This is a genomic window from Nonomuraea sp. NPDC050643 (genome assembly GCF_040654715.1).
GTDB lineage: Bacteria > Actinomycetota > Actinomycetes > Streptosporangiales > Streptosporangiaceae > Nonomuraea.
This window is the reverse complement of the sequence record NZ_JBFAIM010000017.1, coordinates 123033-139339: the sequence shown is the minus strand read 5'-3', so window position 1 is coordinate 139339 and position 16307 is coordinate 123033. Positions and strand designations below refer to the sequence as shown.

12 protein-coding genes are annotated in these 16307 nt (G+C 71.6%); 4 read left to right on the top strand and 8 right to left on the bottom strand.

What is annotated here, in order from left to right:
• The gene (locus AB0I15_RS24270; protein WP_358099532.1) at positions 1–3234 is read left to right on the top strand and encodes a PQQ-binding-like beta-propeller repeat protein; all 3234 of its coding nucleotides are present in this window, start codon (positions 1–3) and stop codon (positions 3232–3234) included.
• Here the strand turns inward: AB0I15_RS24270 and AB0I15_RS24265 are convergent.
• Entirely contained in the window at positions 3161–4231 is a 1071-nt protein-coding gene (locus AB0I15_RS24265; protein ID WP_358099529.1) for a MerR family transcriptional regulator, read from the bottom strand. The two genes, AB0I15_RS24270 and AB0I15_RS24265, sit on opposite strands and share 74 nt — an antisense overlap.
• 110 nt (positions 4232–4341) lie before the next feature.
• On the opposite strand from AB0I15_RS24265, the gene AB0I15_RS24260 reads away from it, so the two are divergent.
• Positions 4342–4695 carry an antitoxin gene (locus AB0I15_RS24260; protein ID WP_358099526.1) on the top strand — a complete coding sequence of 118 codons (354 nt, stop codon included), beginning with the start codon at positions 4342–4344 and terminating at the stop codon, positions 4693–4695.
• Positions 4696–4728: 33 nt separating this feature from the next.
• On the opposite strand, the gene AB0I15_RS24255 is transcribed toward AB0I15_RS24260, so the two are convergent.
• Positions 4729–6057: an MFS transporter gene (locus AB0I15_RS24255; RefSeq protein WP_358099523.1), complete on the bottom strand. Its 1329-nt coding sequence runs from the start codon at positions 6055–6057 to the stop codon at positions 4729–4731.
• A 134-nt stretch (positions 6058–6191) separates the two neighbouring features.
• On the opposite strand from AB0I15_RS24255, the gene AB0I15_RS24250 reads away from it, so the two are divergent.
• A complete protein-coding gene (locus tag AB0I15_RS24250) occupies positions 6192–7703 on the top strand; it encodes a cobyric acid synthase (protein WP_358099520.1) in 1512 nt (503 codons plus the stop codon).
• 496 nt (positions 7704–8199) lie between these two features.
• Here AB0I15_RS24250 and AB0I15_RS24245 read toward each other — a convergent pair whose 3' ends face one another.
• From AB0I15_RS24245 to AB0I15_RS24220, 6 genes are all read right to left on the bottom strand, one after another.
• Positions 8200–9207 carry a 1-acyl-sn-glycerol-3-phosphate acyltransferase gene (locus AB0I15_RS24245; protein WP_358099517.1) on the bottom strand — a complete coding sequence of 336 codons (1008 nt, stop codon included), beginning with the start codon at positions 9205–9207 and terminating at the stop codon, positions 8200–8202.
• Between the two features lie 25 nt (positions 9208–9232).
• A complete protein-coding gene (locus AB0I15_RS24240) occupies positions 9233–10045 on the bottom strand; it encodes a patatin-like phospholipase family protein (protein ID WP_358099514.1) in 813 nt (270 codons plus the stop codon).
• Between the two features lie 616 nt (positions 10046–10661).
• Positions 10662–11246, bottom strand: a complete 585-nt coding sequence (locus tag AB0I15_RS24235; protein WP_358099511.1) for a LysE family translocator — start codon at positions 11244–11246, stop codon at positions 10662–10664.
• Between the two features lie 41 nt (positions 11247–11287).
• Positions 11288–12235 carry a quinone oxidoreductase gene (locus AB0I15_RS24230; protein ID WP_358099509.1) on the bottom strand — a complete coding sequence of 316 codons (948 nt, stop codon included), beginning with the start codon at positions 12233–12235 and terminating at the stop codon, positions 11288–11290.
• 303 nt (positions 12236–12538) lie between these two features.
• The gene (locus tag AB0I15_RS24225) at positions 12539–13462 is read right to left on the bottom strand and encodes a virginiamycin B lyase (protein WP_358099506.1); all 924 of its coding nucleotides are present in this window, start codon (positions 13460–13462) and stop codon (positions 12539–12541) included.
• Positions 13463–13883: 421 nt separating this feature from the next.
• Entirely contained in the window at positions 13884–15527 is a 1644-nt protein-coding gene (locus AB0I15_RS24220) for an ABC-F family ATP-binding cassette domain-containing protein (RefSeq protein ID WP_358099504.1), read from the bottom strand.
• Positions 15528–15657: 130 nt separating this feature from the next.
• On the opposite strand from AB0I15_RS24220, the gene AB0I15_RS24215 reads away from it, so the two are divergent.
• Complete coding sequence (locus tag AB0I15_RS24215) at positions 15658–16245, top strand: TetR/AcrR family transcriptional regulator (protein WP_358099501.1); 588 nt, start codon at positions 15658–15660, stop codon at positions 16243–16245.
• The last annotated feature ends 62 nt before the right edge of the window (positions 16246–16307 follow it).

Genomic DNA, 16307 nt, shown 5'->3' with positions numbered 1-16307 from the left:
GTGTGGGGCCACCCCGAGCTGTGGAACGACGACGGCACCGGCGGCATGTACCTGCCCACGCTGTTCCAGATGGTCATGCGGGGCGTGGACGGCGTCGGATCCTCCGGCGACGCCGGCGCCGGCCACGGGCCGTCGCACGGCGTGGCGTTCCCCGACGAACGCTCCGGCGGCACCAGGCCGAAGCCGGGCGACCCGCGCTCCGGCGGAGCGGGCAAGACGTCGGTCCTGCGCGCCGCCTACGAGGTGTTCCGCCAGTACGGCCGGCTGACGGCCGAGGCGGCGAACGCCGACCGGGTGGCCATCGTGGTCTCCACCCGCATGCAGCGCATCGAGGTGTGGGACGGCCGCATCGGCGGGGCGTACTTCGACTCGCTCTTCGAGGCGTACAACGCCTGCCTGTACGCCCACCGACCCGCCTCCTTCGTGTTCACCGAGGACGCCACCGCCGAGTCGCTCAGGCGCTTCGACGCCGTGCTCGTCGTCGGCCAGCGGGTCCGGCTCGACCCCGAGCTGGAGGCCGCGCTGCGCGGGTCGGGCGTGCCCGTCTACTACGACGGCGGCAGCCGCGCCGACCTCCTGGAGGGCTTCACCCCGCTGCCCGTCACCTTCGACCAGGTCGAGCAGGACCCGAGTGCGATGCAGGACGACGCCGCCTACGAGCGCTTCCGCCGCTACTTCCTCGCCCACGCCGCCGAGCTCCGCAAGGCGTGGGACGCCGTCGTCGCCCCGGTCGCGGTCTGCGACGACCCGGAGGTGCTGCTGAGCGAGCGGGTCGCCGGCCGCGTCCGCTACGTGTGGGCGGTGGACAACGCCGTGCTCGACCTCTCGCCGGGGCTGGCCTGGCGGGTCGGCCTGCTCATGACCCATCGGGCGCCGCTGGTCACCAAGCTGCGCCTGACCGTGCCGCCCGGCCACCGGGTGATCGACCTGCTCGCCGGCGAGGTCGTGCCGCACCACGGGGGCGAGATCACCACCGACCTGCGTACCGTGCCCGCCCGCCTGTACGCCATCGCGCCCGCCGGCCACCGGCCGCCCGCGCAGCGGCTCCAGGAGCGCTTCGGCCCCCACGTCCGCGACGTCGCCATCGCCGCCGACGGCCGCACGGCCGCGCTGAGCTGCTTCAACTGGGACCACAACCTCTACGGCGTGGACCTGGCCACCGGCCGCACCACGTGGCGGCGCCGCATCGGCCACCACTTCGCCTCCGCGCCCAAGGCCGTGGCCAGGGGCTTCGCGGCACAGGGCTACGACCTGACCCGCGCCGAGGGCTACCACCTCTACCTGCTCGACCGCTCCGGCACGCCGACGCGGCGCTTCGCGCTGTTCGGGCTGCCCAAGCGGGCCACCGACTGGGCGGTCGCCGAATGGGGCTACGACACCGGGATCAACAACTTCGCGGTCGCGCCCGGCGGCTCCTGGGTGGCGACGTCCGGCGATCTCGGGCTCGTGGTGTTCGACCGGGCGGGCGGCGAGCGGTGGTCGCGGGAGTGGTGGGCGGACCGGCGTACGCCGCACCGGCTCCTCGCCCTGGACGACTCGACGCTGCTCACCATGAACGGCACGACGGCGACCGCGCTGCGGGCCTCCGACGGGAGCGAGCTGTGGTCGCTGACGTTCCCGGGGCCGCTGGGCGGGGCCGTGGGCGGCGGCCGTACCGTCGCGCTCTGGTCCGACACCGACGGAGGCCGCCTGTACGTCGTCCGCGACGGCGCCCTGCGCAACACCATCCCCGCCTCCTTCGACGAGATCGCGCTCTCCGCCGACGGGGAGTTCCTCGTCACCACGCGGGGCCGGCGGCTCGAGGCGTTCGCCGCCGGCGGCGGCCTGCTGTGGACGTTCACCGGCGACGACCTGCTGCGCCGCCCGGCGATCTCCCCGGACGGCGCACGGGTCGCGGTCGGCTCCGAGCTGGGCACGCTCACCGTGCTCACCAGGTTCGGCGACGTGGTGGCCGAGCGCGACGTGCTTGCGCTGCCGGTCCCGGCCTGGCTGCCCGGCGGCGACCTGCTGGTGGCCACCTGGATGGGCCGCGTGATCCGCTTCGCTCCCGGCCTGCGCCCCCGCTGGGAACGGCTGCTCGCGCCCACCGAGACCGACGCCCGCGCGAAGCTGCTCGCCCCCGAACCGACGCCGACGACCCGCAAGACCGGCTGGGGCAACGCCGCGCCGGCGCCGCTGCCGCTCACCCCGAACCTGCTCACCGACCCCGGCGCGCTCATCTACAACGAACGGCTGACCGCCGACGCGCCGGCCGGCCGGTACGACTGGCAGTACCCCGTCGACCTGCTGCGCGACGGTAAGGCCGAGCCGCCGCCCGGCCCGTGGCTGCCCTGGCACGCGGTGGGGTCGGTGGACAGCGGCTGGTTCGACAAGCTCGCCGTCGTCGTGGACGCCTTCCACACCCGGCTCCGCGTCACGGGCATCACGCTGGCCGAGGACCCGGCCCATCCGGAGTCGTGGCTGCGCGACGTACGCGTCCAGTGGTGGGACGCGGCGGCCGAGCGGTGGCGTGACGGGCCGTACCTGCTGTCGGACGCGGCCCTGCACAGCCATGTGCTGGAGACGCCGCTGGAGGCGGCCAGGTTCCGCTTCGTCAGCACCGGCGGCGGCGCGTGGCCCGCGGGCAACCTGCGCCTGGGCGAGCTGGTGTTCCACGGCGAGGCCCTCGGCTGCTCCCACCCCGACGCCGTCGCCGGGCGCGGCCTGGCGGTCCTGTTCGACGAACAGGAGTCCGACCTGCGCACGCTCATCTACCCCGGCCGCCCGTTCACCTTCAGCCACACGGACGCCTACGCGGGCTCCAAGAGCCTGCAGCTCACGGCGGCGGGGGAGACGGGCCCCGCGTTCGTGGTCCCGTTCGGGCACGCGGTCCCCAACTGGGACTTCGAGATCGCCGAGACGCCGCGCCCCGGGCAGTACCGGTATCTCCAGTTCGCCTGGAAGCCGATGTCGGAGGCGACGACCGGCATGAGCCTGCTGATCGGCCGCCCCTGGCCCGGCGGCGGGGTGGCGGTGTCGGTGGGCGACGCGGCCTACCCCGACCACGCGGTGATCGCCGAACACCGGCTGCCCGGCCCGCCCGCCGCCGGGTGGACCAAGGTCGTCGTGGACCTGTGGGCCGTCACGGGCGGGAACCCGCCGCGGGTGCGGTGCCTCGGCATCAAGTCGACCGGCGGGGGCGCCCTGTTCGACCAGCTCGTCCTGGGCCGCGACCGGGCGGATCTGCCGGGGTGAGCCTGGCCCGCAGCGCCTCGATGAACCAGCCGAGCGCCGGGGCCAGGCTCTGCGGGGGCGGCCAGCCGTTGATCACGGCGAGGAGTTCGAGATAGCGCTCCCTGCGGGGGTCGTTCGCGGCCTCCAGGCGGGTCAGCAGGCGGTGGCGGACTTCGGTGGTGTCGTGGAGGCCCTCGGCGTAGCGCGCGAGCACGGCCTCCACGATCGGCGTCGCCTCGGGCGCGGCGGGATCGATGTCCTGAGCCAGGGCGGGCCCGGCATGGTCACGGGCCAGCGCGGCCGGATCAGGGGCGATGACCGGCACAAGCCGGCCGCCCCCGGGCGCTTCGCGGTCGGCGGCTCGGCGGTCGGTGGCGTGAGGGTCGGTGGCTTGGCGGTCGGTGGGGTGGGGGTGGGCGGTGGGGCGGTCGGCGGTGTGGTGGGTGGCGAGGCGGTGGAGGGAGGTGCGGAAGTCCGGGTCGCTCGCCAGCTCGGCCAGCTCCACCCACGCTTCCACCTGCTCCGGCTCGGGGTCGTCGGGCAGCTCGGGGGTCAGCGAGCGCATGATGCCCGCCAACGCCGGGTCGGTGTCCAGGCCGCCGAAGAGGTCGGCGATCAGGCGGTGGCGCTCCTCGGCGGAGAGCCTGGCCAGCTTGTGCATGAGTTCCATTTCCTCCGGGCTGGAGCCGCGCCTGGCCACCGCCGTCAGGACCGCGCGCCGCAGGCGCAGCGCGCGGATCTGGACCGCCAGCGCCTCGGCGTGCGCGGCGGCGACCTGGGGGAGCGAGACCTCGCGGTCCACGACCTTGCGGATCGTGGGCAGGTCCAGGCCCAGGTCGCGCAGCGTGCGCACGAGGTCGAGGCGGGCCAGGGCGGTGACGTCGTACAGGCGGTAGCCGGCGGGGCTGCGGTCGGTGGGAGGCACGATGCCCTGGTCGGCGTAGAAGCGGATGGTCTTGACCGTCAGCCCGGTGCGCCGGGCCAGGTCGCCGATCGAGTACAGCGTGTCCCCGTCCATGCCCCCAGCTTCGCGCCTCCCCTCAGGGGAGACTCAAGTGGGGCATAACAGACATTTTCCGAGGTTGCAGGGGTAGGGGGCGCCGTAGCCTGAAGAAACGGAGAAGGGTGATGGGCCGTATCGCAGAATGGCTGAAGAAGGCCGAAGACCTGGCCAGAGGGCACTCCAAGCAGGCCGACCAGGTGATGGACCGTGCCGAGCAGTTCGCCAAGGAGCGGACCGGGCACAAGTACGACGATCAGATCACCAAGGGTGTGGACTCCGTGCAGCGTCGCTACGGCGGTGGGACCGTCGACCCTGAGACCGGGCAGCGGCAGACGCCGCCCTCTCAGCAGACGCCGCCGTCCCAACAGCAGCCGCCCTACCAGCAGCAACAGCCGCCGCCGTCCCAGCAGTCCCCGCCTTCTGAGCAGCAGCAGTCCTATGAGGAGGAGCAGGCGCGGCGCAGGCCGCCGCAAGGATGAGCCCCGCGCGCGGCCCGCGGACGCCGTGGCCGCTCAGCGACCGGCGTCCTCCAGCACCTTGCGCGCGTCGCGTTCGAACGACGCCCTGGCCCCCAGCGTGAGCAGACCGCCCACGACCATGGGGATGATCAGGATGAACATCCCGGACAGCAGGGAGCCGAGCTGATCCGAGGCGATGCCCACGACCAGCGAGCCGAACGCGCCGCCGGCCGTGATGAGCAACTGCAGGATGGCGAAGCCGAGGCCGCGCGAAGAGGCCGGTACGACGTCCGCCAGGCAGGCCGTCATGTTGGGGATCGCGATCGACATGAGCGAGCAGGCCACCAGCACGAGGACGGTCAGGGCGGCGATCGAGTCCATGGACAGCGCCGCCGCCAGCACCAGCGAGCCGGCGGTGATGCCGCCGCCGCCCGCCAGCAGCCGGCCGCCCTTGCGCGTGCCGTGCCACTTCCGTCCCAGCCACGAGCCGACCAGGGTGCCGGTGAGCGTGCCGGCGATGGTGATCAGGCCGCTCAGCGAGGCGGCCGTGCCCACGCTGACGCCGAAGTCGCGCACCATGAGCGTGGGCAGCCAGAAGAAGATCCCGGCCAGGCCGAGGGTGAGGAAGGACAGCCCGACGCAGACGAAGATCAGGGTCGGGATGGACATCACCTGGCGGAACTGGCCCCAGAACGGCGGTTTCACCTCGGGCTTCGGCGCGGCGGGCGAGGTGGGGGGCGCCGCGTCGCCCGTGGCCACCAGCCGGTCCAGCTCGCCGCGGCGCGGCTCGCGCAGGAACCAGACGAGCAGGGCCGTGAGCACTCCGGGGACGACCATGATGAGGAACGCCGTACGCCACGAGAACGCCTCGGCCAGCACCCCGCCGAGCACGGTGCCGACGCCGCCCAGGTACGTGGTGACGCGCGTGAGCCCGTACGCCTTGGCCCGGCTGGCGGGCGGGTAGTAGTCGGCGAGCAGGCTGCCCGCGGCCGGGTTGTCGATGTTCTCGGCCGCCGCCAGCAGCACCCGCATCATGTAGAAGATCGCGAAGCCGGTGGCCAGGCCGGAGCCCAGGGTGGCGATCGCCCAGACGAAGACGACCACCGCGATGATGCGGGTCCGGCTGAACCGGTCCGCCAGATAGCCGGCGGGCAGGGCCACGACGGCGGCGGCCAGGGCGGCGGCCGTCGGGATGGAGCCGGCGGCGGTGTCGCTGAAGCCCCATTCCTTCTGGATGAGCGGCAGCACACCCGACAGGAGGTTGTGCTCGATGCGATCCACTAGTCCGACGATGAAGAGCACGACCAGCGGTGCCCAGCCGAATGGCGCGCGGGACTGCGCGTCGATGGTTCCTGTGCGCGGCGAACCCAACGTCCCGACCATGCCCACCCTTTCACTAGGGAAATCTAGAATTGCGTTCTAGGGCATTGTTCTAGCCAGAGTGGCAGAAGTCACAGCGTTCGTAAATGGGGGATTACTGCGAAATTTCGTCGTATGTGCTCCGGTACGGTGATCCCATGGTCAAGGGGGCACTCCTCGTCGCGGGCACCACGTCCGACGCGGGCAAGAGCGTGGTCACCGCCGGCATCTGCCGCTGGCTCGCCCGTCAGGGAGTCAGGGTCGCGCCCTTCAAGGCCCAGAACATGTCGCTCAACTCGTACGTCACCGCCGACGGCGCCGAGATCGGCCGGGCCCAGGTCGCGCAGGCGCAGGCCAGTTACCTCGAGCCCGTCGCCGACATGAACCCGATCCTGCTCAAGCCGGGCAGCGACCGCCGCAGCCAGGTCGTCCTCATGGGCCGCCCGATCGCGGACGTGGACGCCATGGAGTACGGCGCGCTGAAGGACCTGCTGCGCGCCACGGCGCTGGAGGCGCTGGGGCGGCTCAGGAAGCAGTACGACGTGGTGGTGTGCGAGGGCGCGGGCAGCCCGGCCGAGATCAACCTGCGCCGCGGCGACATCGCCAACATGGGCCTGGCCAGGGCCGCGAACCTGCCCGTGATCGTGGTGGGCGACATCGACAGGGGAGGGGTGTTCGCCGCGTTCTACGGCACGGTGGGCCTCCTGGACGCGGCTGACCAATCCCACATTTCCGGATTTGTCGTGAACAAGTTCCGGGGCGCGCGGGAGCTCCTGGAGCCCGGCCTCGACATGCTCAGACGGCTCACCGGCCGCGACGTGTACGGCGTACTGCCCTGGCTCGACGGGCTCTGGCTGGACGTCGAGGACTCACTGGCCCTCGACAACCGCAGGGTCGCCGTACGCGCTCCGCACGGCAGGCAGACCCTCCGGGTCGCGGTCGTCCGGCTGCCGCGGATCTCGAACTTCACCGACCTCGACGCGCTGGCCGCCGAGCCGGGCGTCGTGGTCCGCTTCGTGACCGGCCCGGCCGAGCTGGACGACGCCGACCTGGTCGTGCTGCCGGGCTCACGGGCCACGGTCAGCGACCTGACGTGGCTGCGCGAGAGCGGGCTGGCGGCGGCGATCCGCGACCGGAAGGGGCCCGTACTGGGTATTTGCGGGGGGTTCCAGATGCTCGGGCGGGAGATCGTGGACGAGGTGGAGTCGGGGGCGGGGCGGGTCGAAGGGCTCGGGATGCTGCCGGTGCGGGTGGAGTTCGTGCCGGAGAAGCGGCTGGGGCGGCCCGAGGGCGTGGCTTACGGGGAGCCGGTGCGGGCGTACGAGATCCACCATGGGGTGGCGTCGGTGGACGGGGGCGAGCCGTTCCTCGACGGATGCCGGGCCGGCGACGTCTGGGGCACCACGTGGCACGGCGCCCTGGAGAACGACGGGTTCCGGCGGGCCTTCCTGGCGGACGTGGCGGGGCGGGCGGGGCGCGACTTCGTACCGGCGCCCGACACGGACTTCGCCGGGCTGCGGGAGGAGCGGCTGGACGCGCTCGGGGACCTGGTCGAGCACCATCTCGACACGAACGCCCTGCTCCACCTCATCGAACACGGCCCACCCCCCGCCCCAACCCTGCCCCCCGGCCCCCCACCCCCTGCCCCAGACCACCCCCTCACCCACTGACACCCCCGCACGCCACGCATCCCCGCACGCCACGCATCCCCGCACACCACGCATCCCCGCACACCACGCACCCACGGACGGCTTCCCGAACACCCCCCCGACCCCCCAGACCCTCGGGGACGCTCACTGCGCTGCCAAGGCCGTCGGGGCACCTACCTGTACTCCCAGGGTTTTCGCGGCACCACCCGCACATTTGAGGGCTTTCCGGTCACCGCCCCCGTCGGTGGGGCTTTCGGGCATCATCACAACCACACACCCCACCCGCCCCAACATCTTTCCGACCACCACCTGAGCACCTGGCGTCTTCGGATACCGGCCACCGCCCGACTTCCTCGGCCCTGCGCCGCACCCTGCGCCTCATGGCCACTGGAGGCTCATGGGCACTGGGCACTCATGAGCACTGGGCACTCATGGCCACTGGGCTCTCGCGGCTCACGCGCGGACCGCCTGAAGTGCCCTGAACCGCCCACCCACCGCCCTGGCCGAGTGTGCCCGGTCAGCGGGTGCGGGCCAGGCGTTGGGCGCTGATCCAGGCGTCGATCTGCTCCCAGTGGTCGAACAGCCAGCGGATCCGCTCCTCCCGGCGCCGGGGCACCTCGGCGGCGGGCACCCGCCACCACTTCGCAGTGATATGCGCGCTATAGGGAAGCTTGCGCCAGATATCCGCCGGCGTGATGAGGTCGTCGAGCCCGGTGTGCGCCACGAAGATCACGTCCGCCGCAGGGCAGGACTCGATGGCCGCGATGGCGCCGTTCGGACGGGGCGGGAGCAGGTGGTCCATGCCGCGTGCCCGCTCCGCCTCCTCCTCCAGCCCCTTCTCCTCCAGCCGCCTGATCGCGAGCCGGCGGCGACGCGGGGTGAAGTTCCCGCCCTCGGGAAAGATCACCAGCGCGTCGCGCTCGCCCATCGTCTCCGACAGGCGCTCGATCTCCTCGATGGTCCGCCCATGTCCGCCCTTGCGCGACACGAACGCATTCGGGAGCCGGTTGATGATCACGTCCAGCGAGGGGTCGTACTGGAGGGCGGCCTTCATGACGATCCGGGGCCGCCGCCGGTAGCGGTCAAGCAAATGGAAGATCAACAGGAACGAGTCGCCCGGCCCCGCGTGCCGGGACAGCACGATGATCGGCCGGGTCAGCCGGGCCGATTGCTCCTGGTGCGTGGGCTCTGGCTCCTCGATGTCCACGGTGAGCCGGAAGATCCGCACCGCGGCCGCGTACACCTTCGACAGGAACCACTCGATCAGCGCGTAATGCCGCTCCTGGCCCCGGGCTCCGCCGACCAGCCACAGCCAGAGGCAGGCGATCAGCACGGCCGACTCCAGGGTCAGCCACGCCACCCCGAACCAGACGAACCGCGGCCCCCTGCGCTGCGGCGGCGGCAGGCGCATGGAGGCGGCGGCCGTGACGACGAGCCAGAGCGGCAGCGTCACCAGCATGAACACGGTCGCGACGATGACCAGAGGAGCGAAGACGAGCCGGCGCAGGAATCGCGGTGGGAGCAACGCGGCCTCCCTCAGAGGACTGTCCTCATGTTCTCCTGTTACGCAGGTAGCGGGAAGACGCCTCGTACGCCCGATCGATACAGGCCGAGATCTGCGACACGTCGCGGTAGCGCAGTGGCGAGAGCGGTTCGGTGAGCCCGGCCGGCAGCACGTGCACCTCCACGCCGGGCGGCAGCGTGGCCAGGTCCTCGGCGAACCGGTGGCGGCGCGCGATCTCGAACGCCACCATGCCCACCTCCCAGAACCGCCGTGGCGGCGACAGGGGACGTTCGATGCGGCCGACGTGCAGCACGAAGACCCGCTTGGCCCCGAGCCGTACGGCCCGCCCGATCGGGATGCTGTGCACCAGGCCGCCGTCGTAGAAGTGCTCACCGCCGATCACGACGGGCGGCAGCAACCCCGGCACCGCGCACGAGGCCAGCACCGCGTCCACCAGCGGCCCACCGGTGAACCAGTGCGCCGCCGCCCGCTCGACCGAGGCCGCCACACACTGGAACGGCACCTCCAGCTCCTCGATCCGCGAAACCCGCACGGTCTCGCTCAGAACCGCACGCAATGGCCCGCTCGGGTGCAGGTGGGTGCCGGTCCTGGCCAGCGTGGACAACCGGGCCACCCAGGAACCGGCGAAGGCCGTACGTACGACGTCGGAACGCCACAACGACGTCAGCCTCTCGACCGCCTCGGTGGGCGCGGCGGCGATGACCGCCCCGTTCAGCGCCCCGATGGACGTGCCCACCACCATGTCGGGCCGCACGCCCGCCTCGTCGAGCGCCTGCAGCATGCCCACCTCATGTGCACCGAGCACACCGCCGCCACCGAGCACGAACGCGGTCTCCACACCCTTCACCCTCTCGTCGCCGTGTCCCGGAAGCAAAACACGTCCCAACCCGCCCCACCCCCTGCCCCCACAAAAGAGCCCCGAGCAAAACCGATCAAGAGCAACCCCACCCCACCACCAATCGCTCCCCGAACTCCAACCACCAGCCCCGGAAACCACCCGACCCCCACCCGCCACACACCGGCAAGCCGCCCCAAGCCACGGAAAACGGACCCGATCCTTCACCACCGGACCCCGGGAGCCGCCCCCGACTTCCACCAGCCGTCCACCGGGGGAGCCGCCCCGAATCACTGCCGCACGCCGAGAAGCGGACCCGAGCTCCCGCCACCAGACCCCGGGGAGCTGACCCGAACTTCGCCACCCGCACACTGGGAGCCGACCCCAAGCCACAGCCGCACACCGATGAACAGCCCCGAGCTCCCACCACCGGACCCGAAGGCCCACTTCAAAGCCCACCGCCGGACACCGAGAGGCTGCCCCAAGCTAGCTCCACCGCCGCCGTCGTCCTGAACGAGATAGGCCGACCCCGCCGGAGCCACCGCCGAACGGACGTGCCGATCACGGAAGAACGTGCCGCCCGTGGAAGAACGTGCCGCCCGCGGAAGAACGTGCCGACTCAGTCGCTAACGGCCAGTCGCACCCCGAACCCCACGATCACCACCCCGGTCACCCGGTCAAGGACCCGGCGCACGACCGGCGACCGCAGGAACCCGCTCATCAACGAGGCGAACCCGATCAGCGCCACACTCCACACCAGCCCCTCGGCCACATGCACCCCGGCCAGCGCCAGCCCCATCAAGGCATGCGGCGCCCCCTCGGGGATGAACTGCGGCAGCATGGCCACATAGAACGCCCCCACCTTGGGGTTGAGCAGGTTCGTGACCAGCCCGCGCCGGAACCCCGTACCGAACCGGACCTCCTGCCCCTCCGCGACCTCCTGCGCCCCGGACGACCGGGCCAGGAGCATGCGCAAACCCATCCACACCAGGTACGCCGCCCCGGCCCAGCGCAGAACGTCGTACGCGAGCTGCGAGGCGGCCAGGAGCGCCGACAGGCCGGCCGCCGTCAGCACGCCCCAGACGAGCGTGCCGAGCTGGATGCCCAGCGTGACTCCCCACGCCGGGCGTCGGCCCGCCAGCAACGACGTCCGCAGGATGAGGGCCGTGTCGAGGCCGGGGGTGAGCGTGAGCAGAGCCGCCACGGCAGCGAACGACCAAATTGATCCTGCGATGTCCATGAAGGTCAGGGTATGAGGAGCAGCTTCCCAGTGGTACGCCGGCCAGCCAGATCCTCGTGGGCCTGGCGGGCGTCGGCCAGCGGGTAGCGGTGCGAGATATTGATCGCGAGCTGACCCGAGGCGATCCAGCCGAACAGGTCGGAGGCGCGCTGGAGCAGCTCCTCACGTGCGGCGATGTAGTGCACGAGCGTGGGCCTGGTGAGGAAGAGCGAGCCCTGCTTGTTGAGCACCTGGGGGTCGACCGGGGGGACGGGGCCGCTGGCGGCGCCGTACAGGGCCATGAGGCCGCGCGGGCGCAGCGCCACGAGGCCGCCGTCGAACGTGGTCTTGCCGACCCCGTCGTACACGACGTGGATCTTGCCGCTCAGGGCCTGCGCGACGTCGTCATACCCCAGCACCTCGTCGGCGCCGGCCTCCCGGGCCAGCTTGCCCTTCTCCTCGGTGGAGACCGTGGTGTAGACCGTGGCGCCCTTGAGCTTGGCGAGCTGGATCAGCAACTGACCCATGCCGCCCGCACCGGCGTGCACGAGCACCTGATCGCCCTCGCGTACGTTGTAGGTGGAGTGGGTGAGGTAGTGGGCCGTCATCCCCTGCAGCATCGCCGCCGCCGCCACCTCGGCCGGTACGCCTTCCGGCACCGGCACCACCCGATCGGCCGGTACGACGGCCTTCTCGGTATAGCTCCCGAGCACGCTCGCCCAGGCGACGACGTCTCCCACGGCAACGTCCCGCACCCCCGGCCCCACGGCCGACACCGTCCCCGCTCCTTCGGAGCCGATGGAGGTGGGCAGGTTGAGGGGGTAGGCGCCGGAGCGGTGGTAGATGTCGATGAAGTTGACCCCGCTGGCGGCGACGTCGACCACCACCTCACCCTCACCTGGCACTGGATCGGGACGCTCGACGTACTCGAGAACCTCTGGGCCGCCCTGGGCGGAGACGATGATGGCATGCATGCCCCTAGTCAACCCCCCAGCCACCGACGCCTGCCACCCACCCCCACCACAGCCCCGCCCCACCTAGGCCCCAACCTCAGCTCCCACCTCCACCTAAGCCTCAACCCTGGCTCCCACCCTCGCCACCATCCCCACCTAAGCCTTAACCTCGGTTCCCACCCTCGCCACCACCCCGCCCCCGCTACGCCCCAAGCCCTCACTTCCACCCTCGCCACAGCTCTGCCCTCGCGCACGTCATAGCCCCGCTTCCGCCCATGTGCAGGGGTGCCGGTGATACCTGGATCGTTGCTTTCGGATCAGACGTCAGCTCATGCGCGCCAAGGCACCCGCCTCCAAGGCCACCCAGATTGCCCCGTCAGGCCCGACCGTCAGCCCGTGAGGTTCGGCCTTTGGGGTGTCGTCGCCCTTGCCCGGCACGCTCGGCAACGGGTGCTCCTCAATGGCCCCGTCGGTGGTGATGCGGCCCAGGCGGTTGGCGGCCCATTCGGTGAACCAGAGGGCGCCGTCGGGGCCCGTGATGATCGCGTGCGGTCGTGCGGCCCGATCGGGAAGGGGGTATTCGGTGATCTTTCCCGATGTGTCGATCCGCCCGATCTGGCCCGCACCGATCTCCACGAACCAGAGCGCTCCGTCCGGCCCCGGCGCGATGCCCACCGGCCCCGCACCCTCCGTGGGAAGCGGATGGACGCTCACCTCACCCGACAGTGAGATGCGCCCGATGGCGTTGCCCTGGTTGAGGGTGAACCAGAGGGCGTCGTCGGGACCCGCCGTGATGAAGGAGGGCATGCCACCCTCCACCGGCACCTCGAACTCCGTCACCACCCCGTCGGCCCCGATGCGGCCGATCTTGCCGGGCTCCATCAGAGTGATCCACATGGCTTTGTCAGGCCCCGCCACGATTCCGTATGGAGAGGTCATCGGATAGGCCGTCGTTTGCCCGTCGGCGGTGATGCGGCAGACTCGGCCGCCTTTCGACTCCGTGAACCACATTGCCCCGTCAGGGCCCGGCGTGATCACCGTCGGCAGCCCGTCGGCCGGTTCGAGCTGGTGGATCACCGGATCCTGGCCGGGCACCATCCTGCCGACCCGCCCCTGATGGACGAGCGTGAACCACAAGGCCCCATCCGGTGCGGTGGCGACGCCGTATGGTGCGCCTTCGCCGATCATGGTCAACATATGTGTCCCTTCGAGAGTTCTGGAATGCCGGTTCGCCGGGGTCTCGGTCAATGGATGCTCCTTCCACGAGGCAGGGTGAATATCGGTAAGCCGGGTGTCGGCCGATGGATGTGGTCCCGTGGGATGTGGGTTCGGGTGGGGAACGACGACGGCAAGCCAAGGCGCTCCGGCGGAGATGAGAGCGAGGGGCCGTGGGCTCGGTCGGGGAACGTCGGCAAGCTGGGGTGTTGGTTGATGGAGGTGGTGCTGAGGGGCGAGGGTTCGGGCCAGAACGTCGGCGAGCTGGGTGTTGGTTGACGAAGGTGCTCTGGAGGGGTGGGTTTGGGTGGGGACTGTCGGCAAGCTGGGGTGTCAGTCAATGGAGGTCGTGCCGAGGGGCGTGGGTTCGGGTGGGGAATGTCGGTGAGCCGGGGTGTTGGTTGATGGAGGTGGATCCGAGAGGTGCGGGTTCGGGGGGTGGGTGGGGTGGTGGTCAACGGATGTGGCCTTCCGTCATCTCGATCTCGGTGCCACGGAAGCCACCGGTGAGGGCTCGGTCGTGGGAGACCACGACGAGGGCGCCGCGATAGTCGTCGAGGGCCCGCTCCAACTCCTCGGCCAGCACCGGTGAGAGGTGGTTCGTCGGCTCGTCGAGCAGCAGCAGGTCGTAGGGGCGGGCCAGGAGTGTGGCCAGGGCCAGTCGACGTTGCTGGCCGACCGAGAGCGTGCCCACCCTCTGGTCGAGCGCCGAGGGCCTGAACAGGCCGGTACGCAGCAGCGCCGCCCTGCGCTCGTCGGGGTAACCCACGCCACCGTACGCGGCCAGCACGGTCAGGTCGGGGTCGAACGTGACCTCCTGGGCCAGGTGACCCACCCTGCCCCGGGCCTGTTCGGCGATCACCCGCAGCAGCGTGGACTTGCCCGCCCCGTTGGCTCCTCGGACCAGCAGTCGCTCGCCGGCCTTGATCGTCAGCTTGCCGACCCGCAACCGGTCGCCCACTGTGACGTCACGCAACTCCACCAGCACCCGGGGCCCGGCCTCCGGCTCCGGAGCCGCGGGCCCCTCGCCTCCGTAGCTCCCGGCGCCCTCGGCGGGCCCCTCGCTCCCGTAGCCGCCGTCGCCCTCGGCGAGCCCATCGCCGCCGTCGAACGCGTCGCCCCCGTCGCTCCCGTCGAGCACGTCGAACGCGCCGTGGAAGCGCAGGGGATCCGGTGGGCGTGGCACCGGGTCGGCTTCCAGGCGGCGGAGCCGTTCGTGGGCGTTGCGGACGCGGGCGGCCACCGAGCTCTGCACCCGCCCGGCATTGCGGTCGTAGGCCATCTTGTTGTTGTCGCGCATCACCCGCCCGGCCGCGACCCGGCGGGCGGTGGTGGCCGCGTGCTCGCGGACCTGCCGCACCTCCTCGCACCACGCCGCATGGGCCTGCTCCCAGCGCGCCCTGGCCGCCGCCTTGGCCGCGAGGAAGCCGGTGTAGCCGCCGCCGAAGCGGGTGACGGAGCCCTGCTCGACCTCGAGGATCGCCGTGGCCACCCGATCGAGGAAGACACGGTCGTGCGACACCACGGCGACCGCGCCCCGGTGCTCGCGCAGCCGGGTCTCGAGCCAGGTCAGCGCCGCCTCGTCGAGGTGGTTGGTGGGCTCGTCGAGCAGCAGAACCCGGGGCGCGGCGGCCAGCACGCAGGCCAGGCCCAGGCGCGCCCGCTCCCCGCCGGAAAGGCTCGACAGCGGCCGCTCCCGGCCCACGTGGGCCAGGCCCAGGCCGTGGAACGCCTTGTCGACCCGCGCGTCGGCCTCGTAGCCGCCGCGCAGCTCGTAGGCCGCCAGCAGCTCGCCGTATTCGTCCATGGCCTCCTTCATGGCCTCCTCGGTGGCCTCCTCCGTCAGTGCCGACTCCAGCTCGCGCATCCGGTGCTCCATGGCGCGCAGGCCGGCCAGGGCGGCGTCGATCGCCTGCTGGACGGTGTGCTCGAGCGGCAGGGCGAGCGTCTGCCCGAGGTGGCCGAGGTCGTCGGCCACCCGCACCTCGCCGTCGTCGGGCCGCTCGACTCCGGCCAGGAGGCGGAGCAGCGTGGACTTGCCCGAGCCGTTCTCGCCGACGATGCCCACTCGCTCGCCCGGCCCCACGGACATGGACACGTCGGTGAGGACGGCGCGCTCGCCGTAGGACTTGGAAACTCTCCGAAGGCTGGTCAGGATGGAACTCCAATCGCAACTGTTGTAGCGTTAGCTTGCCATGCTGAGGTGACTAACGCAACTGGAGTAGTTTTTGGAGTCTCAGAAGCGCCCGGGAGGGCGGAGCGCGCGGGTCAGGGACGCCGTGCGGCAGGCCACGCTCGCCGAGCTGGCCGAGCAGGGCTATTCCGGCCTGACCGTGGAGAGCGTGGCCGAGCGGTCGGGTGTGCACAAGACGACGGTCTACCGGCGCTGGGGCGGCGTCGAAGGGCTGATCTCCGACGCTCTCGAGCTGGCCAGGGACGAGCCGTGGCCCATCCCCGACACCGGCTCGATCGAGGGTGATCTGCGGGGGATCGTCCAGCTCGTCCGGAGTGGGTTCGACGATCCGGAGCTGGGTCCGGTGTCGTCGGCGTTCGTGGCGGCGGCCGTACAGAATCCCGCCGCCGCCAAGGCGCTGCACGAGTTCTTCGTGGCCCGGCACGAGCAGTCGGCCGCGGTGGTGCGGCGGGCGGTCGAGCGCGGTGAGCTGCCCGACGTCGTCGACGTCGAAGAGGTGATCAGGGTCGCGGTCGCCCCCGTCTACTACCGGCTGTTCGTCGCGCACGAGCCGGTGACCGAGCAGGACGCCGACCGCGCCGCCGACGCCGCCCTGGCCGCCGCCCGCGCAGGAGTCCTCTGACCAGCCCCAAGCCGGAGCATCCTCCGAGCAGCAGCTCTAAGGCAGGGGTCCTCCGAACAGCG